The 20,707-nt window shown below is 53.6% G+C and carries 18 protein-coding genes; 6 read left to right on the forward strand and 12 right to left on the reverse strand.

All coding sequences use genetic code 11. The annotated features are described in order from the left end of the window. Window positions 1–177: 177 nt before the first annotated feature. On the reverse strand, window positions 178–2,058 hold the full coding sequence (ldtD, locus tag AB1E22_RS02550) for a L,D-transpeptidase (protein WP_367593945.1): 1,881 nt from the start codon (window positions 2,056–2,058) through the stop codon (window positions 178–180). A gap of 211 nt (window positions 2,059–2,269) precedes the next feature. Further along, on the reverse strand, window positions 2,270–3,490 hold the full coding sequence (locus AB1E22_RS02555; protein ID WP_367593946.1) for an MFS transporter: 1,221 nt from the start codon (window positions 3,488–3,490) through the stop codon (window positions 2,270–2,272). A 163-nt stretch (window positions 3,491–3,653) separates the two neighbouring features. Here AB1E22_RS02555 and AB1E22_RS02560 point away from each other — a divergent pair, with 163 nt between their 5' ends. The 3 genes from AB1E22_RS02560 to deoR all read left to right on the forward strand — a co-directional run bounded on the left by AB1E22_RS02560 (window position 3,654) and on the right by deoR (window position 5,814). After that, on the forward strand, window positions 3,654–4,355 hold the full coding sequence (locus AB1E22_RS02560; protein WP_367593947.1) for a phosphatase PAP2 family protein: 702 nt from the start codon (window positions 3,654–3,656) through the stop codon (window positions 4,353–4,355). Then, complete coding sequence (ybjG, locus tag AB1E22_RS02565; protein ID WP_367593948.1) at window positions 4,352–4,960, forward strand: undecaprenyl-diphosphate phosphatase; 609 nt, start codon at window positions 4,352–4,354, stop codon at window positions 4,958–4,960. Before AB1E22_RS02560 ends, ybjG begins: the two co-directional genes overlap by 4 nt. An 89-nt stretch (window positions 4,961–5,049) precedes the next feature. Further along, window positions 5,050–5,814, forward strand: coding sequence for a DNA-binding transcriptional repressor DeoR (deoR, locus tag AB1E22_RS02570; protein ID WP_367593949.1), 765 nt, complete (start codon window positions 5,050–5,052; stop codon window positions 5,812–5,814). A gap of 3 nt (window positions 5,815–5,817) precedes the next feature. Here deoR and dacC read toward each other — a convergent pair whose 3' ends face one another. After that, entirely contained in the window at window positions 5,818–7,020 is a 1,203-nt protein-coding gene (dacC, locus tag AB1E22_RS02575; RefSeq protein WP_367593950.1) for a serine-type D-Ala-D-Ala carboxypeptidase, read from the reverse strand. 249 nt (window positions 7,021–7,269) lie between these two features. On the opposite strand from dacC, the gene AB1E22_RS02580 reads away from it, so the two are divergent. After that, window positions 7,270–7,896, forward strand: a complete 627-nt coding sequence (locus tag AB1E22_RS02580; RefSeq protein ID WP_367593951.1) for a glutathione S-transferase family protein — start codon at window positions 7,270–7,272, stop codon at window positions 7,894–7,896. A 129-nt stretch (window positions 7,897–8,025) separates the two neighbouring features. On the opposite strand, the gene AB1E22_RS02585 is transcribed toward AB1E22_RS02580, so the two are convergent. The 4 genes from AB1E22_RS02585 to AB1E22_RS02600 all read right to left on the reverse strand — a co-directional run bounded on the left by AB1E22_RS02585 (window position 8,026) and on the right by AB1E22_RS02600 (window position 11,306). After that, entirely contained in the window at window positions 8,026–9,144 is a 1,119-nt protein-coding gene (locus AB1E22_RS02585) for a PQQ-dependent sugar dehydrogenase (protein WP_367593952.1), read from the reverse strand. A 106-nt stretch (window positions 9,145–9,250) separates the two neighbouring features. Further along, window positions 9,251–9,634, reverse strand: coding sequence for a biofilm formation regulator BssR (locus AB1E22_RS02590; protein WP_367593953.1), 384 nt, complete (start codon window positions 9,632–9,634; stop codon window positions 9,251–9,253). 142 nt (window positions 9,635–9,776) lie between these two features. After that, a complete protein-coding gene (locus AB1E22_RS02595) occupies window positions 9,777–10,994 on the reverse strand; it encodes a serine hydrolase domain-containing protein (RefSeq protein WP_367593954.1) in 1,218 nt (405 codons plus the stop codon). Window positions 10,995–10,997: 3 nt separating this feature from the next. Then, window positions 10,998–11,306: a hypothetical protein gene (locus tag AB1E22_RS02600; protein ID WP_367593955.1), complete on the reverse strand. Its 309-nt coding sequence runs from the start codon at window positions 11,304–11,306 to the stop codon at window positions 10,998–11,000. A 209-nt stretch (window positions 11,307–11,515) separates the two neighbouring features. Between AB1E22_RS02600 and rimO the strand changes: the two genes are divergently transcribed. Then, the gene (gene rimO, locus AB1E22_RS02605; protein WP_367593956.1) at window positions 11,516–12,829 is read left to right on the forward strand and encodes a 30S ribosomal protein S12 methylthiotransferase RimO; all 1,314 of its coding nucleotides are present in this window, start codon (window positions 11,516–11,518) and stop codon (window positions 12,827–12,829) included. Window positions 12,830–12,967: 138 nt separating this feature from the next. On the opposite strand, the gene gsiD is transcribed toward rimO, so the two are convergent. The 5 genes from gsiD to AB1E22_RS02630 form a co-directional block, all read right to left on the reverse strand. Continuing rightward, window positions 12,968–13,879 (reverse strand): glutathione ABC transporter permease GsiD, encoded by a 912-nt coding sequence (gsiD, locus tag AB1E22_RS02610; RefSeq protein WP_367593957.1) that lies wholly within the window; start codon window positions 13,877–13,879, stop codon window positions 12,968–12,970. Between the two features lie 2 nt (window positions 13,880–13,881). After that, window positions 13,882–14,802 carry a glutathione ABC transporter permease GsiC gene (gene gsiC / locus AB1E22_RS02615; protein WP_367593958.1) on the reverse strand — a complete coding sequence of 307 codons (921 nt, stop codon included), beginning with the start codon at window positions 14,800–14,802 and terminating at the stop codon, window positions 13,882–13,884. Window positions 14,803–14,903: 101 nt separating this feature from the next. Next, window positions 14,904–16,442 (reverse strand): glutathione ABC transporter substrate-binding protein GsiB, encoded by a 1,539-nt coding sequence (gsiB, locus tag AB1E22_RS02620; RefSeq protein WP_367593959.1) that lies wholly within the window; start codon window positions 16,440–16,442, stop codon window positions 14,904–14,906. 16 nt (window positions 16,443–16,458) lie between these two features. Beyond that, complete coding sequence (gene gsiA / locus AB1E22_RS02625) at window positions 16,459–18,309, reverse strand: glutathione ABC transporter ATP-binding protein GsiA (protein ID WP_367593960.1); 1,851 nt, start codon at window positions 18,307–18,309, stop codon at window positions 16,459–16,461. Continuing rightward, a complete protein-coding gene (locus AB1E22_RS02630) occupies window positions 18,309–19,262 on the reverse strand; it encodes an isoaspartyl peptidase/L-asparaginase (RefSeq protein WP_367593961.1) in 954 nt (317 codons plus the stop codon). Before AB1E22_RS02630 ends, gsiA begins: the two co-directional genes overlap by 1 nt. A gap of 210 nt (window positions 19,263–19,472) precedes the next feature. Here AB1E22_RS02630 and moeA point away from each other — a divergent pair, with 210 nt between their 5' ends. Next, complete coding sequence (moeA, locus tag AB1E22_RS02635; RefSeq protein ID WP_367593962.1) at window positions 19,473–20,705, forward strand: molybdopterin molybdotransferase MoeA; 1,233 nt, start codon at window positions 19,473–19,475, stop codon at window positions 20,703–20,705. Window positions 20,706–20,707: the final 2 nt, after the last annotated feature.

Genomic DNA, 20,707 nt, shown 5'->3' on the forward strand with positions numbered 1-20,707 from the left:
TCCAGGTTTACAGGTAAAAACGATCAAATAATATGCACTTCAGGCGCACAGCTCCGCACCTTAACTGCCAAAACAAAGTGAGTCAAGGCGTGCAAAACCCAGTAAAACTGGGCCCTGTAGAGGGCCCGGAGGTGTTTTACAATTATTACGACCGCTAATTCATTAGAATTACTGCATTTACCGGATCAATAGTTCAGCTTTTGAAAGGATTTGTGCGCCGGATCGCGCGGTGAGATCGTAATTGTAAATATCTGTACGGTACTGCGTGCGCCCATCGTCACCGACGAACGCCGTGAGGTAGTAAAGGTTCACCGGAATGGTCTGGCGAATATTCACATATTTGGTGCTACCGTCTTTGAGCTGGCTCGAAATCCGGGCATCGTTCCAGCCCGCATCTTGCAAGAGCATGTTTGCAAGCTCGGAGGCTTTGTTAACCCTGACACAGCCCGAACTTAGCGCTCGCGCATCTTTCTGGAACAGGTTGTGATTCGGCGTATCATGCAGATAGATCGCATCCGAACTTGGCATATTAAATTTGTAACGCCCTAACGAGTTCTGCGCCCCTGGTTTTTGCTGGAAGCGGAAAGGTAGATTGCTGGCAGTAATGGTGCCCCAGTCAACGCGCCACGGGTCTATCGCTTCTGCATTATTGCTCCAGCCCCGCAGAACGCTATAACCATGGCGATCCAGATAGCCCGGGTCCTGGTGAACTTTCGGCAAAATGTCGTTACGCGCAAGCGTCGGCGGCACATTCCACGGCGGGTTAACCACCACGTTATTAAGTGCACTGCTCATCATTGGCGTTTTACGGTCCGGGCGCCCAACGATGACGCGCGAAGCCAACACTTCATTCCCATTCAGGTAATAGCTCAGCGAATAGTTGGGGATGTTAACCATAATGCCGGTATCGAGTTTTTTCGGCAGCAGGCGCAGGCGCTGGATATTTAATGCCACAAGCGAAGCGCGCTGCTGCGGCGTCACATTCAGCCAGTTGCGGGTTAACTGCCCAATAGAGCCATCAACACCTAATCCCTGCCATTTCTGGAAACGTTTCACACCCTCGACCAGCTCTTTGCTGTAAGCGCTGCGCACGGCTGGGGTTGATTTCTTTTTCTTACCGGCGACGGCGTCGGGAGTCTTTTGAACCACCTGTTCGCTATCAACCTGAATGGCTGATGGACTGACCGCCACGCTTGCCGTCGATGCCCCCTCTCGTTCTGGCAACGGAATCGCAGGCTCCGCTTGCAGCATGCCGGTGCGGGCGAGAATTTCGCGCAGGGCTGGAACGTCATTGCTCCACTGACCGGGACGCAATGTTTCGCTCCCGGTCAACTGCGGCCACGGACGAGAATCGCTTAACAAATGCACCAGCGACTGATGCAGTTTGGCGTATTGCGGATGCTGCGGGGCCAATGTCTCAACAAAGCTGACTAATGTTCCCTGATCGACCGCCACCTGCCATTGGTTAATCACAGAGATGGGTGGGGTCTGCATTTTGTAAGGTCTGGAGCTGTACAGCCAGCGGTTGCCTTCGGTCGGGATACCATAGACAAATTGCAGATAACCCATCATCGCGTCGGATAAAACGACATCACGCGCTAAACCGGTAACAGAAGGATCGGTAAGCAGCTCAACCCAGGTGGTAAACTGCGGCTGGATACCTGAAATAGCCACTTCAGCGAGCTGTTGCTGGAAAGCCTTAACCGCGTCGCGGTTCTCCCACATCGGTTTCATTTCGCGAGCAGCATAGAATGCCGAGAGCGCATTGAGATAAACGGGCGTGTATCCCGCAGGCAAATGGGCAACCAGTTGAGAGCGGCTTTGTGCAGCAGACATGCCGGTGGAGTCCAGCGGCAAAGCGCCCACCATACTGGCGGTCGCCGCTGATTGTGGTAATGGCTGCTCAGGCGAGCTACCAGGTTCAATGCTTACCGCAGAACTGTCAGATGGAACCACCGCGGGTTCATCTGCCTGCGCCATAAACAGTGGAGCGAAACTGAGTGCCAGCCCAAACGTCAGCGCTGACAGTCGAAAACCGTGCAATTTTTTAAGCAACATCCCTTGCCCCCTGTTTATACCCGTCACTCTTCACCCAGATTTTCGCGCTGGGCTTTACTACCAGTATATAAACAGCAAATATTATTTGCCCGCAAAAATGTAAATAAAATTAAAGATTAAGAGCTTTTAGGAAAACGTCTAATGCAGGCAGGTCAGGGGGAAAGCTAAAAAAAGACCCCGAAAATTCGAGGTCTTTTTTACGACAATACATTTAAATATCTGTTCGATTGCCCACGCTCTTATCTTTTAAGAACATAAACATCAAACCTAGCCAGATAACACCGCCCAGCAAATTAAACAGGCTGAACAGTCCATTGCCGCCAAACAGATAAGCGTGCTTGCTCACTTCGATACCCACGGTGAAGATAAACATCTGTAACATCCCCATCGCTGCCGATACTGTCCCTTTACTCATATCGCTTGCGAACAATGTCAGGCGCACCAGCCCTGCGTTCGCCAGGCCAATACCAAACGCATAGAGACTCAGCCCTGCAGTCATCCACAAATAGGCATGTGTTGACACAACGGTTGCGACGGCAGCAACCACGAGCCCCGGAACAATCCACCAGCCGCCAAGAATGATCAGCGAACGCACGCTCCGACGCGACGTTAAACGCGCCAGCACCAGGTTACCGATAATCAATGCCCCAAAGATAGGGACTTGTAACAGGCCATACTCATAGGTCGAAAGCTTTTCACCACTGATGATAATAATCGGGGATTGCGCAATCCACGCCAGCAGCGGCAAGCTAACAAAACCAATCGCCAGCGCCCCCGCGACAAAACGACCATTTTTGAGCACCAGTTTGTAGTCGTGGCCTAAATCGCGCAGCGAGAGTTTTTCCCCCAGCCGCGTCGCCGTTTCCGGCATCGCGCGGTGTAGCCCGAAGAATGAAAACGCCGCCAGCGCCGCAAACAGCACAAACATGGTTTCCCACGGCGCGTAATGAATCCAGGCGGCCCCAACCAGCGGGCCAAGTAGCGGCGCAATTAACGCCACATTCGCCATCAGCGCGGTAATTTTAATGCACACCGCTTCTTCGAAAGATTCCTGAATCGCCGCGTATCCCACCGAGCCGATGAAGCACAGGCTCACCCCCTGCAAGAACCGCAGAATGGTGAATTGTTCAATATTTTGCGCCAGCAACGTTGCGAGGCAGGTGACGATAAACCACACCACGCCGGTGAGCATCACTGGACGGCGGCCAATACGGTCGGAAAGCGGGCCCAGCAGCCACTGTAAAAACATGCCGCCTGCCAGATACGCCGTCATAGAGGTCGGCACCCATTCGATTCCCGCGTTGTATTGTTCGACAACCGCCAGCATGCCGGGCTGGATCATATCATTGCCGATATACGTAGAAAATTCATAGAGTACCAGGCACAGCGGGAACAGCAGTGCCTGGCGACCCAGTCGTTTGTTATTTTGCATGAGAAACTCAAAAGGGAAGAAAAACGCTCAAAGTGTAATAAATTGCCTGTGCAGTAGATAGTGAATTATTGACGATACTGCGCCGATTGTTCTGTTGTTTAAGGTTTTCTTAATATCCTCTACGTATGCTTCCCGCCTGGCCTGGACTTAAACACCCAATGACATGACAAATAAGACAAACCTGCTTTACCGTCTGCCGCTGCGCTTTTACCTTTATCAGTTCTTGAGCCTGTTTTTGCTCGCATTGGTGTTCACCTGGCTTTCACGGGATGAAGGTTTAGACCATCTGCTGACGGGTTACTGGTTTGACGCGGCAACGCACAGTTTCCCGCTGCAAAAAGATAGGCTGCTGGATTTGATAAACCACCGCCTGATCAAACAAATCGTTATTGCTGCGGGAGTTATCTGTTTGTTGTATGGCATTATTCGCCGCCAGCCGCGCCCCGTATTAGTGGCGGTGCTGTTTGGGCTTGGCGCGTTAACCGTTGGCATCCTGAAAGCCACCAGCCATCACTCTTGCCCGTGGGATTTGGTGGAGTACGGCGGGAAAGCGATTTCCTACCCGCTGTTTAGCACAGTGCCTGACGGCAGCGGGCCCGGGCGATGCTTCCCTGGGGGGCACTCCTCCAGTGGTTTCGGCGTCATGGCGCTGTTTTTCCTGTTTTATCGCGAACGTCCTCGCCTCGCGTGGGGAAGCCTGGTTTTCGGCATCGTACTGGGTCTGGTGATGGGTTATGGCCAGGTGATGCGCGGGGCTCATTTTTTCAGCCACAACCTGTGGGCAGGTTGGTGGGTCTGGTTAACACAAGTGGTGGTGTACGGCATCGTCTCCACAGGGTTGGTTAAGGAACCAAAATCGTTATGATCGAACAACTCAATCAGACTCTTTTCCTGCTGATTAATGCAACACCTGCGTCACCTGAGTGGCTGATTAAGCTCGCCATTTTTATCGCCAATGAGTTGATTAACATCGTACCGATGCTGATTGCCATTCTCTGGCTGTGGGGGCAACCCCGCCTGATGACCGCTCAGCGTGCGGTAGTGATTAAGACGGCGATGGCGATTCTCATTAGCGTGTCGCTATCATGGATTATCGGCCATGCTTTCCCGCACGACCGGCCCTTTGTCACCGGTTTTGGCTATAACTTCCTGCACCATGCGCCGGACGACTCATTCCCAAGCGATCACGGCACCGTGATTTTCACCTTCGCGCTGGCATTTTGGTGCTGGCATCGCGTGTGGTCAGGCGTTGTGCTCTTTGCCATCGGCTGCGCGATTGCCTGGTCGCGAGTTTATCTTGGCGTGCACTGGCCGTTGGACATGCTTGGCGGTTTGCTGGTGGGGTTATGTTCTTGCCTGTTGGCGCAAATGCTTTGGAACGGTTTTGGTGCGCGGATTTACGCGCGGTTACACCAGGTTTACCGTTTCTGTTTTGCCCTGCTCATCCGTAAAGGTTGGGTGCGTGACTAAGCCTTTGAGCAAAGGTAAGATGCGGTAATTAACGCCCTCACCCTAACCCTCTCCCAAAAGAGAAGGAACAAAAAGGTTTAGTTGCTCATATGGAAACCCGGCGCGACGAACGCATCAACCGCCTGATTCAGGCGCTTAAACGCAGCGACAAAATTCATCTTAAAGAAGCGTCCGCTTTACTGGGCGTTTCTGAAATGACCATTCGCCGAGATCTCAGCAGTGAACCCGGCCCCGTCGTGTTATTGGGGGGGTATGTTGTTCTTGAACCCCGCAGCGTCACCGCCAACCACTATCTGTTAAGCGATCAAAAAACCCGCCGTATCGAAGAAAAACGCCATGCTGCGCGCCTTGCCGCAGCACGGGTGCGCCGCCATCAGACAGTATTTTTTGATTGCGGCACCACCACGCCTTACATCATTGAAGCCCTGGATGATGAGCTGGAATTTACCGGCGTGTGTTATTCGTTAAATACTTTTCTGGCGTTGCAGGATAAACCCGGCTGCCGGGTGATTTTAAGCGGGGGCGAATTTCACGCCAGTAATGCGATTTTCAAACCGATTAACTTCCAGGAATGCCTGAACAACTTTTGCCCGGACATCGCTTTTTTCTCGGCGGCAGGCGTCCACACTCGCCACGGAGCCACCTGTTTTAATCTGGATGAATTGCCGGTAAAACACTGGGCATTATCGATGGCGCAGCAGCGTATTCTGGTGGTGGACAGCAGCAAATTCGGCAAAGTACGCGCCGCATGCATGGGGCCACTGTCTGCTTTTGATCTGATTATCAGCGATGAAAAACCCGACGCAGCATTTGTTGCGCATGCCGCGTCGCAGAATATTCAACTCGAGTGGTAACGGTTAGAACCAGCTTCCAAACCAGCTATGGAACTTCATCAACACGAAGTCCCACATACGGCTAAAGAAACCACCTTCTTCCACCGCCTGCATCACCATCAGCGGGCGCTGTTCGATAGATTTACCGTTAAGCTGGAAATCGATAGTGCCAACAACCTGGCCTTTTTTCAGCGGTGCGGTCAACTGCGGCTGGTTCAGGGTGAAGCTCGCTTTCAGGTTTTTCAACTGACCGCGCGGGATGGTGACCGAGCCGCCTTCGCCTGCGCCAAGGTTAACTTCGCTGCTGTCGCCAAACCACACGCGCTGCGTCACAAAGGTCGCATCCGGTTTAATCGGCGTCACGGTTTCGAAGAAGCGGAAGCCCCACGTCAGCAGTTTTTCACTTTCATTAAAACGAATACGGTCGGTTTTGGTGCCTAATACCACGGAAATCAGGCGCATGTCGCCGGAGGTTGCCGATGCGACCAGGTTATAACCGGCCCCCGTGGTGGTCCCGGTTTTCATACCATCAACGTTGAGGTTAGAGCTCCACAGCAGGCGGTTACGGTTCGGCTGCTTGATGTTATTGAAGGTGAACTCTTTCTCTTTGTGGATGGCGTACTCTTCCGGCACATCATGAATCAGGGCTTTGCCAAGCAGCGCCATGTCACGTGCGGTACTGAACTGCCCCGGCGCATCCAGGCCGTGAACGGTTTTAAACGTGGTGTTGGTGAGATTGAGCTTTTGCGCGTAGTTGTTCATCAGGCTGACAAATGAATCCTGGCTGCCCGCCACATAATCTGCAATCGCGATACTGGCATCGTTGCCTGACTGAATGATCACGCCTTTATTCAAATCTTCAACCGAGACTTTATCGCCCGGTTTGAGGAACATCAGCGAAGAACCACGCAGCGCCGGGTTACCGGTTGCCCAGGCATCTTTCCCGATGGTCACCATATCCGTCAGCTTAATTTTATCAGCCTTCAGCGCCTGGCCTACGACGTAGCTGGTCATCAGTTTCGTCAGACTCGCCGGATCCAGTTGCATATCGGCGCTGCCTTCTGCCAACACTTTACCGCTGGCGTAATCCATTAAAATCCAGGCTTTAGCATCAACTTGCGGCGCATCCGCAGTTTGTTCTGCGCTTATCGCAGGTGCGGCCACCAAAAGCAGGGTCGTTCCTGCCAGTAATGCTCGTAAGGAAGCAGGTATTTGCAAAGTTTTCATAACACCACCCAGTATCCATTCTAAAAAAGTCACGACGCACGCCGTTACTCAATCGTTCAAGTTGCCAGTAAGCTAACGTGTGAATCCGCTTAAAGAAACATAGCGTTGGTAAAGTTTTTTAAGTTTATTCGATAACTGTATCACTTGCCGCCACGTTAATGAGTTTTTTAGCTGCCGTTAAGCTTACGTGCTGTTTTCTTCGCCAGCGCACGGCATACTGAGGAGCAAACCAACGAATGAGGAAACAAAATGATCACTGTTTGGGGCAGAAACAATTCTACAAATGTTAAAAAAGTGTTGTGGTGTCTGGAAGAGTTAGGCGTGGCGTATGACTCAATTCCTGCTGGCGGGAAATTTGGCAAAACGCAGGATGCAGAATACCTGGCGATGAACCCCAATGCGCTGGTGCCGTGTCTTCATGATGACACCGCGAATCTGACGCTTTGGGAATCCAATACCATCGTGCGTTATCTGGCGGCCCAATACGGCAAAGAGACGTTGTGGATTGCAGAACCCGCCGCCCGCGCAGCCGGTGAAAAATGGATGGATTGGGTAGGCACAACGCTCGCAGGCCCGCATCGCGGCGTATTTTTCAGCCTGGTGCGTACCGCACCCGAATTGCGCGATGAAAAGCTGATTGCCGATAGCATCGCTCAGTGCAATACGCTGTTTGCCATTATCGACGCCGAACTCGCCAAACAGACGTGGTTAGGCGGTGAGGCGTTTAGTGTGGCCGATATTGCCCTGGGTCCAACCCTCTACAATCTGCTTAACCTGGATGTGGAGTGGAATGCGTTCCCCCACCTGCAACGCTGGTATCAGCAACTGACCCAGCGCCCAGCGTTCAAGAAAATCGTGATGATTCCGCTGAGCTAGAAATGCTAACGGAATGAGTCTGCTGATATAGCTTTTTCCCAGGTCGGATTAGCGTAGCGACATCCGACAACCCTGTGTAAACGGTGGATGGCGCTATCGCTTATCCACCTTACAAAATCGAGCCAGGTTTTAACTCGCAGGGCTAATTTTCAGCAATTGCCCGTCAGACTCGTCGGTCAGGACATAAAGATAGCCGTCCGGGCCGACGCGCACATCGCGAATTCGTTCGCCACGCTCATCCAACAGCCGTTTTTGCTCAGTGACTTTATCGCCCGAAAGCGTCAACTCAATCAGGTTTTTCTCTTTTAGCGCACCAATAAACAGCTTCCCTTTCCATTGCGGGAATTTATCGGCGTTATAAAACGCCATACCGCTCACCGCAGGCGAAACTTTCCAGTAATAAATCGGTTGTTCGGTACCGGCCACGATCTCACCCTTTGCTTCAGGAATCGGTAATCCGCTGTAATTGATGCCCCACGTCGCAAGCGGCCAGCCGTAGTTTTTGCCTGGCTGCGCCACATTGATTTCATCCCCACCCCGCGGGCCATGCTCGTTAAGCCATAGTTCGCCGTTAGCGGGATTAAACGCCATACCCTGCGGATTACGGTGCCCGTATGACCAGATTTCACTGCGCGCGCCCTGTTTACCGGCGAACGGGTTATCCGGAGGGACTTCGCCATCTTGCGTCAGGCGCACCAGTTTGCCCTGCAGCTTATCGAGATCCTGCGCCGTGGGCCGCTGGTTGTTTTCGCCGAGCGCGATAAACAGATAGCCCTTGCCATCAAACGCCATGCGCCCGCCAAAGTGATTGCCGGTTGAGAGTTTTGGCGTCTGGCGGAAGACCACTTTGAAGTTTTCCAGCCGCTGCAAATTGCTGCTCAACGTGCCGTAACCCACGGCGGTTCCCGCTTTGTCATCATTATCCGCTTCAGAGAAGCTCAGCCATACGCGGCGGCTTTTTTCAAAATCAGGGGCCAGCACCACATCCAGCAAGCCGCCTTGCCCATGCGCCCAGACTTTTGGTACGCCAACGATCGGGTCGCCTAAGCCTTCGCCAGGCTGCCAGCGGCGTAGTTGACCATCGCGCAGCGTGATGAGCATGCCCTGATTACCAGGTAAAAAAGCTAAAGACCAGGGGTGATCGAGCTTACTTTGTAGCACGTCCACCTTAACCTCTTCGGCCCAGGTGACGGTTGCAGAAAGTAGTAATGTCGCAGCGAGTAATGTTCGAAATGACGACCGGGGCATAGCCTTCTCCTTATCGTATCTACCCGATAAGGTTAGTCATTGAGGAATTGCGGGGCGGTAATTTTACAAAAACTTAAATTGGGGGAGTCTCCTCCCCCAAATATCATCAGGTTTCAACAGCCAGTTGGTGGCCCATAATATCTTTCAGGCTACGGGAAAGCTGCATCAAACAGCCTTCGAGTTTATCGGCATCGATAGCGATATATTGCGGGCAATCATGGCGCCCGGTCATCAGGCAAACAGCGGCCGAACAGACTGCATTAATCCCCTGGTTCATGCTCTCCATTTCCTGAACCGACAGATAGGCGGTGAGACGTAACGTCTTTTCACGGTATTCATTAGACAAATCGAATAAGTTATCGCGTAGATGCTCTGTTTCACTAACAGACATGTAACCTTTCGCTTTTCGCAGAGCGAGATAAGCGGCAACGTCTATTTTTGCGATGATCATCTTTTTCAAGAGATCGCGTTTGAGTGGCTCCCCAGTCATGCATTTACCCTCCGTGTGGTTTGAATCAATAACACACACTTATATTATGGATAAATTTTGAGCAATTTTATGGCTAATGCCGAGTTTTTTGATCCCGGGCAAACAGCTTTACAATTGCCAGCACAACAGGAGAAACAAGAGTTTACGCAGCGGTGGCGAGATGGCAAGTGGCGTAATGTCGCTGCTCTTCAAGCATTTGACGTAACACACTGTGCCCAAGATTATTTTGCCAGGTGAAGCTGTTTTGCAGCACCACGACGGCGAAATGATTCTTCCGGTCAATACCAATGTAGCTGGAGTAACCGCCAATATACCCCACCTGATAAGTGATGGACTGCTCGCCGTAGGTGTCCGTCACCCAGGCAATATTGGCCGCTTCTTTCTCGCGGGGATAATAGATTTGCATCGTATCGTGAATCGCTTTATCCAGCGCAGCATCGCCGCTACCCCCCAAATGCGCGGCGGCAAAAGTCAGCAGATCGGCAGCGTCGGTGTACAACCCTCCCGCACCGATCATATTGCCGGTGAACTGCCAGTCAGGCACCACTTGACCACGCGGGATAAATTTGGGCTGGCTACCCGCATGGCCGATGGCGCGCAGCGGATAGCTTTTCAACTTTTGCGGGGTAAAACTGCTGTTGGGCATACCCAGGGGAGCAAAGATTAACGACTCAACCAGGTGATCCGCACGCAGCCCGGTTTGATAACGCAGAATATAATCCAGCACCGCATAACCCAGATTCGAATAGCGCGGCTCATCGCTTGCGGGTTTCGAAAAATCAGCCAGGTCGGCAACCACATTGTCGCTGTCGAGATGAGCGTAGAAATTCTCACCGTTACCCAGATAGCGCACAAACGCGGTCAGCATCGGCAAATCCATATTCTGCCGGGGTAAACCAGAAGTGTGCGTCACCAACTGGAGCAAGGTGATTTTTTTCGCATCCTCGCTCAACGCCACCGACGGCGGCAGCAAGGTTTCGAGGGTATCTGACCAATGCAAACGCCCTTGCGCCACTAGCACCGCCGTTGCTTCTGCGGTCATGCCTTTACTGAGCGACCCCACGGCAAACAGAGTATGTTCGTTCACCGGATAATTATGTTCGGCATCGGTCACACCAAACTGCCAGTAGTGACGTTTGTTTTTAGCGTCAATAACCCCAACTACCATCGCGGGCGACTGCTGTTCAACCATGCCCGGCAGCCATTGATCAATATGACGACTTGCCGGGTCACCGCACACGCGTTGCGCCTTTTGTGGCACTTCGGCTTCAGGCGCAACGTTCGACAGCGTTCCACATCCCGCCAGCATAAAACCGAGCAGCAAGGTACTCAGGCGAGTGAGGCGCCGGGGCGATTTCATGTTTTATTGCACCGCTTTGCAAGGCTTCGCATCCAACCCCATCAGCAACGTGCGGTTTTCGCCCACTTTCTTGAGCCCGAAATTGCTGCTGTGGTAGCGGTAAAATGCCTGCCCGCCGGTCATATTCTGGTAGGAGTAACGGTTGCCGTTTAACCAGGCATAATCGCCATCGATCGCGAGCTTGTCGCTGGCCCCGCAGACAAACTTTTGCGCCGTCGCAGGTGGTGTGTTCAGTGGCGTAGGAATAACATTACAGGCTGACACCAACAGGACACCCGTCAGCATCCCGGAAAGGGCTAAAATCTTGCGCATAGTGCAGTCTCTCTTTGAACGGGAGGTAGGATTAAACAAAGCGGGAACGATAATAGAGCCTGCTTACCCGGTAAGCAAAAGCTAAGGCACTTCAATGATTCTGAAATTTCTTCTGCCGCGTCGGAATAAACAACAAGTAGAGCCTCAATCAAAACCCGTGTAGAATCGCCCGGTTTTTATTTTCTGTTTACTTTGTGAGCGTGACCTGTATGCAACAACCCCGTATTGGCTTTGTCTCCCTCGGCTGCCCAAAAAACCTCGTTGATTCTGAACGGATCCTGACTGAGCTGCGCACCGAAGGTTACGATGTAGTGCCTAGCTATGATGATGCCGATATGGTTATCGTTAACACCTGTGGCTTTATCGACAGCGCCGTACAAGAGTCGCTCGAAGCGATCGGCGAAGCGCTGAACGAAAATGGCAAAGTGATTGTGACCGGCTGCTTAGGGGCCAAAGAAGATCAAATCCGCGAAGTGCACCCTAAAGTTCTGGAAATCACCGGCCCGCATAGCTATGAGCAAGTTTTGCAGCACGTTCACCACTATGTGCCGAAACCAAAACATAATCCGTTCCTGAGCCTGGTACCTGAGCAAGGCGTGAAGCTGACTCCACGTCACTACGCCTACCTGAAAATTTCCGAAGGCTGTAACCACCGCTGCACCTTCTGCATCATCCCTTCAATGCGTGGCGATCTCGACAGCCGCCCGATTGGCGATGTGCTGTCTGAAGCGAAACGTCTGGTGGATGCGGGCGTAAAAGAGCTGCTGGTTATCTCGCAGGATACCTCCGCTTACGGCGTTGATGTTAAACACCGCACCGGTTTCTTCAACGGCGAGCCGGTAAAAACCAGCATGGTCAGCCTGTGCGAGCAGTTGTCTAAACTCGGCGTGTGGACGCGTCTGCATTACGTTTACCCGTACCCGCACGTTGATGATGTGATTCCTTTGATGGCCGAAGGCAAAATCCTGCCGTACCTGGATATTCCATTGCAGCACGCCAGCCCGCGCATTCTGAAGTTGATGAAGCGCCCAGGCAGCGTTGACCGCCAGTTGCAGCGCATCAAGCAATGGCGTGAGATCTGCCCGGATCTGACGTTGCGTTCCACCTTCATCGTTGGCTTCCCTGGCGAAACCGAAGAAGACTTCCAGATGCTGCTCGACTTCCTGAAAGAAGCGCGTCTGGATCGCGTCGGCTGCTTTAAATTCAGCCCGGTTGAAGGCGCAACCGCCAACGAACTGGCAGACCCAGTGCCGGAAGAAGTGAAAGAAGAGCGCTGGAACCGTTTCATGCAGTTACAACAGCAGATTTCTGCTGAACGTCTGCAAGAAAAAGTGGGCCGCGAAATTCTGGTTATCGTCGATGAAGTTGACGAAGAAGGCGCGATTGGCCGCAGCATGGCTGATGCACCAGAAATCGACGGCGCGGTGTATTTGAACGGCGAAACCAAACTGAAAGCGGGTGATGTGGTGCGCGTGAAAGTAGAAAACGCGGACGAGTATGACCTGTGGGGTACGGTGGTTTAACAGGCTTTGCGGCGGGTGGCGCTAACGCTTACCCGCCCTACTAAACTGAATGTCGGATGGCGCTTGCGCTTATCCGACCTACCAGAAAGCAAGTGTAGGGCGGATAAGCGCAAGCGCCATCCGCTTTTTTTCTCCGCATTACCCCTTTATCTTCGGATCCAACGCATCCCGCAATCCATCCCCCAGCAAATTAAACGCCAGTACCGTCAGGAAAATCGCCAGACTTGGGAAGATAGCCACATGCGGCGCAATCACCATATCGGCTCGCGCTTCGTTAAGCATCGCGCCCCACTCCGGCGTCGGAGGCTGCGCTCCCAATCCCAAAAATGACAGGCTTGCCGCTGAGATTATCGACGTGCCAATTCGCATGGTGAAATAGACCACAATCGACGAAACCGTGCCCGGCAGGATATGGCGGAAGATAATGGTCGCGTCCGAGGCACCGATACTGCGGGCCGATTCGATAAAAGTCTGGTGTTTCAGCACCAACGTATTGCCGCGCACCAGGCGGGCAAAAGCCGGAATGCTGAATATAGCGACGGCGATAATCACGTTCGACATGCCGCTGCCCATCACCGCCACCACGGCAATCGCCAGCAAAATCCCCGGGAAGGCGAATAACACATCGCAAATGCGCATAATCACGCGGTCCCACCAGCCTTCGTAGTAACCCGCCAGCAGGCCAAAGAACGTGCCGATCATCGCGCCAATGAATACCGAAAACACCCCAGCCGCCAGCGAGATTTGCGCCCCGACCAGCACGCGGCTGAAAATATCGCGCCCCAGGGAATCAACACCAAACCAGTGCAGCATCGACGGGCCATCGTTGAGGCGGTCGTAATCAAAATAGTTTTCCGCATCAAACGGTGAAATCCACGGCGCAATCAGCGCGATGGCTATCAGAAACAGAACAAACGCCCCGGCGGTCATCGCCACCGGTTGTTTGCGTAAACGGCGCAGAAATTCATGCCACGGGGTGCGCACCTGGTCTGGCCGAACAATCGGCATCGCGTTCAGTACCGCCTGGCGTCGCCAGTTAAAAAGTCGCATCCTTACTTGTACCTGATAGCCGGGTTAATGGCGGCGTAAAGCAAATCCACCACTAAGTTGATAACAATAAATTCCAGCGAGAACAGCAACACTTCCGCCTGAATCACCGGGTAGTCACGCATTTCAACTGAATCCACCAGCAGACGCCCAAGCCCCGGCCAGTTAAAGACTTTCTCGACGACAATTGAGCCCCCGAGCAAAAAGCCGAACTGTAACCCCATCATGGTGACCACCGGGATCATCGCATTGCGCAGCCCGTGCTTGATCACGATCAGCGTTTCGCTCACCCCTTTAGCTCGCGCGGTACGCATGTAATCTTCTTGCAGCACGTCAACGAACGAGGCGCGCGTAAACCGCGCCATCACCGCCGCTACGGCAGCCCCCAGAGTAATCGACGGTAAAACATAGTGCTGCCAGGTGTCCGCACCTACGGTCGGTAGCCAGCCTAGTTCCACAGAGAAAACCTGCATTAGCAACATCCCCAGCGCGAACGCCGGGAAAGAGATGCCGGAGACGGCAATCGTCATGCTGAGTCTGTCCGGCCAGCGGTTGCGCCACACGGCGGAAATAATCCCGGTGAACAGGCCAAAGATCACCGCCCAAATCATGCTGGTGAGCGTCAACCACAGCGTAGGCATAAACCGGCTGGCGATCTCTTCAGAAACCGGCCGACGCGAAACCATCGAGGTGCCAAAATCGCCCTGCACGATATTGGTGATGAAATGCAAAAACTGCTGCCACAGCGGTAAATCCAGGCCCAGTTGCTGGCGCACCATGTTGATAACGGTGGAATCAGCTTCCGGCCCGGCAATCAACCGTGCCGGGTCGCCGGGCAGCATATGCACGAACAGGAACACCAACACTGCCACAATCAGCAGCGTGGGGATCAGGCCCAGCAGGCGTTTGAGGAAGTAATTAAACAAATTCACTCCGTTAACGTAGGGCGGGTAAACGCACGCGCCACCCGCCATATTCCCGGTGGATAGCGCGTGCGCTTATCCACCCTACAACCAAAGACCTGCTGCTATTTCAAATCTGCATCATCAAAACTAAACCCGGTATCCGGCATCACATAGAAACCGCTGAGGTTTTTGCTGTGCGCGGAAACCAGTTTTTCCACCACTAACGGCACCCACGGAGATTCCTTCCAGATGGTGTCCTGGGCGTCTTTGTAGAGTTTCGCTTTCTCATCACGATTCGTGGTTTTCAGCGCTTCGACCAGGTCTTTATCCACCTGTGGATTGCTGTAGAACGCGGTGTTAAACAGCGTTGGCGGCCAGTTAGATGAAGCAAACAGCGGCGACAGCGCCCAATCTGCTTCACCGGTCGATGCCGACCAGCCGGTGTAGAACATTCTCACACCGCTCTCTTTTTGGCCTTTGGCTTCCACTTCTGCGGCACGCTGCCCGGCATCCATCGCCGTCACTTTCACTTTAATCCCGACCTGCGCCAGTTGCTGCTGGGTGAACTGCAACACTTTCTGCGCGGTACTGTGGTTATGCGACGACCACAATGTGGTTTCAAAACCGTTCGGGAAGCCCGCTTCTTTTAACAGTTCGCGCGCTTTTGCCGGATCGTACGGCCACGGTTTATATTTTTGCGCGAAGTCGATAGACGGCGGCACAACCCCTTCCGCAGGTGTTGCGTAACCCGCAAAGGCCACTTTCACCAGCGCCTGGCGGTTAATCGCGTAGTTAATGGCTTCCCGCACTTTTGGGTTATCAAACGGCTTTTGCGTAACGTTCATGCTGAGGTAACGCTGCATAATGGAGGGTGACGCCACCAGCTCCAGCTTGTCGTTTTTCTCAAGCACACCCGCCTGCTCGTAAGGAATGGGGAACGCAAACTGAGCTTCGCCCGTTTGCAGCATGGCGGCACGCGTATTGTTATCAACCACTGGACGCCAGGTGATGGTGTCCAGTTTCGGCAAGCCCTGTTTCCAGTAACCGTCGAATTTCTTCACTTTCACAAAGTCGGTCTGGTTCCAGGTTTCCAATTGATACGGGCCGGTACCCACCGGATGGAAACCAATCTCTTTGCCATATTTTTTCAGCGCCGCCGGGGAAATCATCGCCGTTGCCGGGTGGGCAAGGATATTGATAAACGCGGAGAACGGCTGTTTCAGGGTAATTTTTACCGTGTTGGCATCCACCGCTTCGGTTTTAGCAATCGCCTTGTAGAGGTTGTAGCGCTTGAGATGATTATCCGGATTGCTGGCGCGATCGAGGTTCACTTTTACCGCGTCGGCGTTGAAATCGGTGCCGTCCTGGAATTTAACGCCGGGGTGCAATTTGATGGTGTAAACCAGCCCGTCGTCTGAAACGGTATAGCTTTCTGCCAGAACATTTTGCAGTTTCATCTCTTTATCAAGGCCAAACAGCCCCTGATAAAACGACTTTGCCACCGCCTGGGAAAGCGTGTCGTTAGCGTCATACGGGTCAAGCGTAGTGAAATTAGATGCCACCGCGACAACCACATCTTTAGCCGCAAATGCCGGGACGCTAATGACGCTGGCCGCAAGACCCGCAGCCATCAGCCACTTTTTACTTTTTAATGCTGTCATTGTGTTCTCCTGATTATTATTGTGGCCGGGCAACAAAGTGCCCTGGCCCGACATTCACAAGCGTTGCAACGTGCGGTTCATGCCCCAGTTTGTGCGTGGTACTGGGGATTTCATCAGAAAGCAAAACGGGTTTAGGGCGACGATGGGATGGGTCGGCCACCGGTACCGCCGCCATTAATTTGCGGGTATACGGATGCTGCGGATTTTCAAACACCGCGCGACGCGGGCCAATTTCAACGATTTGCCCGAGGTACATCACCGCAACGCGGTGACAAATGCGTTCGACCACCGCCATATCGTGGGAAATAAACAAAAATGCGATGCCAAACTCGCGCTGCAGATCGAGAAGCAAATTGATGATTTGCGCGCGAATCGAAACGTCTAACGCCGAGACAGACTCATCGGCAATCACCACTTTAGGGTTGAGCGCCAGGGCGCGGGCGATGCAAATACGCTGGCGTTGCCCGCCAGAAAACTCATGGGGATAGCGCCAGGCATGCTCGGGCAGCAGCCCCACGCGCTCTAGCAACCAGGCTACGCGCTGTTGCGCCTGCTCTTTGGGCATCACGTTGTGCACCAGCAGCGGCTCCATAATCGAATAGCCAACGGTCAGACGCGGGTCGAGAGAGGCATACGGGTCCTGGAAAATAAATTGAATGTCTTTGCGCACATGCTGCATATCCGCATTGGAGAGCGTGTCGATGCGCTGGCCGTTGAAATAAATACTGCCGCCCTGCGTTTCTACCAGGCGCAGCAGCGCACGCCCGGTGGTGGATTTTCCGCTACCCGACTCGCCCACCAGCCCCAGCGTTTCGCCAGGCCACAAATCAAAACTGATTTTTTCAACCGCATGCACGCGGCTGGTGACGCGATTAAAAATCCCGCTGCGAATATCAAACCGCGTCACTAAGTCATGAACCTGCAGCACAGGCGCAGAACCCGGCGCGATAGTGTCTTGCTCGGTTTCAGGCTCTGCCAGGTTTGGATAGTCAGGATTCATCAGAGGAAATTTACACGGCAAATCACGACCGTTCATCGCGCCAAGGCGCGGCACCGCCGCCAGCAATGTTTTGGTATAGGAGTGAACGGGGGCGTTAAAAATCTGCTCTACGGTTCCCGTCTCAACCGCTTCGCCGCGATACATAACTAACACGCGGTCGGCAATATCCGCCACCACGCCCATATCATGGGTGATAAAAATCACGCCCATTTGCATCTCATCTTGCAAGACGCGGATAAGCTGAAGGATTTGCGCCTGAATGGTGACGTCCAGCGCGGTTGTGGGTTCATCGGCAATTAAAACCGCCGGGCGGCACGAGAGCGCCATCGCAATCATTACCCGTTGGCGCATACCGCCCGAAAGCTGATGCGGATAGCGCCCTAAGATGGCTTTTGCTTCCGGAATGCGCACCCGTTCAAGCATACGCTTTGCTTCGTCCATAGCCGCCTGCTTGCCTAATCCCTGATGCAAACGGATAGATTCAGCGATTTGCTCGCCAATAGGAAACACCGGATTGAGCGAGGTCATCGGCTCCTGGAAGATCATCGCAATATCCGCCCCGCGTACACGGCGCATTTGCGACGAACTCAGCGTTGCCGGTTCAATCACCTGCCCGTTGCGGCGGCGCAGCAGGATTTTATCGCTCTCGACCCGGCTCGCAGACGTTTCCAGCAGACGCATTAATGCCAGCGAGGTGACCGATTTCCCCGACCCCGACTCCCCGACAATCGCCAGCGTTTCGCCGCGTTTTAGCGTAAACGACACATCCAACACCGCCTGGGTATCGACTTTCTCCTGGCGAAAACGAACGCTGAGTCGGCTCACCGACAGCACTTCGTCCTCGGGCAATGCGTGACTGTGGGGCATCAATGCTCCTGGCTGTGATAAATTCCAACGCTTGGGGCATCCCCGACATAACCGTAGCCGCGGTACATCCCTTCGCTATTAAAAGGCAACGCCACATTGCCCTGATTATCGATAGCAATCACCCCACCGCTGCCTTGCAGCGCCGGAAGTTTTTCCATCACCACACGTTCTGTTGCCTGGTGCAGGCTAAGCCCTGCGTACTCCATTAAGGCTGCGATATCGTAGGCTGCGAGGGTTTTCATAAAGACTTCACCGGTTCCCGTACAGGAAACCGCGACGTTGGCATTATTGGCATAACAACCCGCCCCAATAATCGGGGAATCCCCCACGCGGCCCGCCAGTTTGTTGGTCATGCCGCCCGTGGAGGTGGCCGCCGCGAGGTTGCCATATTGGTCGAGTGCCACGGCGCCGACGGTGCCAAATTTCGTATCCGGGTCGATGGGTTCAGCCCCGTCATGATCCAGGACGGTTTGTTGATTTTCTCGGGCGCGCTCTAGCTGATCCCAACGCGCCTGAGTGAAAAAGATCTCCGGTGTTACCGGCTCAAGCCCGTGCTGTGCGGCGAAGTTTTCCGCACCCTGCCCAATTAACAGCACATGGGGGCTGGATTCCAGGACATGGCGAGCGGCAAGAATCGGATTGCGGATATGGCTCACGCCTGCCACGGCACCGGCCTCAAGCGTATTGCCGTCCATGACACAGGCATCAAGTTCGTGCGTGCCATCATGAGTAAAGACCGCGCCAATTCCGGCGTTAAACAGCGGGCACTCTTCAAGAAGACGCACCGCTTCGGTGACAGCATCGAGCGCACTGCCCCCGTCTGCCAGCAACGCCTGGCCTGCCTCAACGATTCCCGATAGCGCCTTGATATAGAGCCGCTCTTTTTCAGGGCTAAGTTGCGCGCGAGTGATAGCGCCTGCGCCACCGTGGATAGCGATAACTGCTTTATTCATGTCGACACACCCTGTCACGTTTGTCCGATTTTATTTTCTCTATAAATATCAGAATCGTTACTGTTAACTAATACGATTTTTGAATATAGAAAGATGTAAATGTGATGTAAAGGAAAATGGGGTGACGCATTACCCATAATGGGACATTCAGCCGACGCCGTTTCTCTGCCATAATGTGCGACATATTTTTCCCGCGCCGCTGGAGCTTTCATGGAATTTAACGCCGGGCTTATCCCCCTTGAAACCGCAATGGAACAGATGCTTTCACGCATTGTTTCTGTCACCGAATCTGAATCTATTCCTTTGTTACAGGCTGCCGGACGCATTACGTCTCACCCTGTCACTTCTCCGATAGATGTGCCGGGGTTTGATAATTCAGCGATGGATGGTTACGCGGTTCGCCTGAAAGACATCGCATTGGGCACAGCCTTGCCGGTGGCGGGAAAAGCCTTTGCCGGGCAGCCTTTTGCCGGGGAATGGCCAGAAGGCACCTGCATTCGCATTATGACGGGCGCACCGGTGCCGCCAGAAACTAACGCGGTAGTGATGCAAGAAGAAGCGACCGTCACCGAAAGCGGCGTGCGTTTTAACGCGGAAGTGAAAAATGGGCAAAACGTCCGTCTGCGTGGGGAAGATATCCGCCAGGGGGCAAGCGTATTGCCTGCAGGCAAGAAACTGAGCGCTGCCGAACTGCCGCTGATTGCTTCTCTGGGTATCGCTGATGTCGCGGTTTTGCGCAAAGTGCGTGCCGCCGTGTTCTCAACCGGCGATGAACTGCAACTTCCTGGCACGCCGCTGGGCGAAGGCCAAATCTATGACACCAACCGCCTTGCGGTACATGTCATGCTCGAACAACTGGGCTGCGACGTTATCGATTTAGGGATTATCCGTGATGACCCGGAAGCGCTGCGCGCCGCGTTTATCGAGGCTGACAGCAAGGCCGATGTAGTCATCAGCAGCGGTGGCGTCTCCGTGGGCGAAGCGGATTACACCAAACAACTGCTCGAAGAGTTAGGCGAAGTCGGTTTCTGGAAGCTGGCAATCAAACCGGGCAAACCGTTTGCCTTTGGCCGCCTGAAAAATAGCTGGTTCTGCGGCCTGCCGGGTAACCCGGTTTCTGCGGCACTGACCTTCTATCAACTGGTTCAGCCGCTGTTAGCCAAACTGAGCGGCCAGCACAGCAGCGCCCTTCCGCCTCGCCTGCGTGCGCGTACCATTGGTCGGCTGAAAAAATCTCCGGGTCGCCTGGATTTCCAGCGTGGAATTATGCGCACCGCGGAAGACGGGCAACTGGAAGTGTTAAGCACTGGCCACCAGGGTTCACATATCTTTAGCTCATTTAGCCAGGCGAACTGTTTTATTGTGCTTGAGCGCGAGCGCGGCAACGTTGAAGCGGGCGACTGGGTTGAAGTCGAACCGTTCAATCATCTGTTTGGAGGCTAACG

It is taken from the genome of Buttiauxella gaviniae (assembly GCF_040786275.1).
GTDB classification, from domain to species: Bacteria; Pseudomonadota; Gammaproteobacteria; order Enterobacterales; family Enterobacteriaceae; genus Buttiauxella; species Buttiauxella gaviniae_A.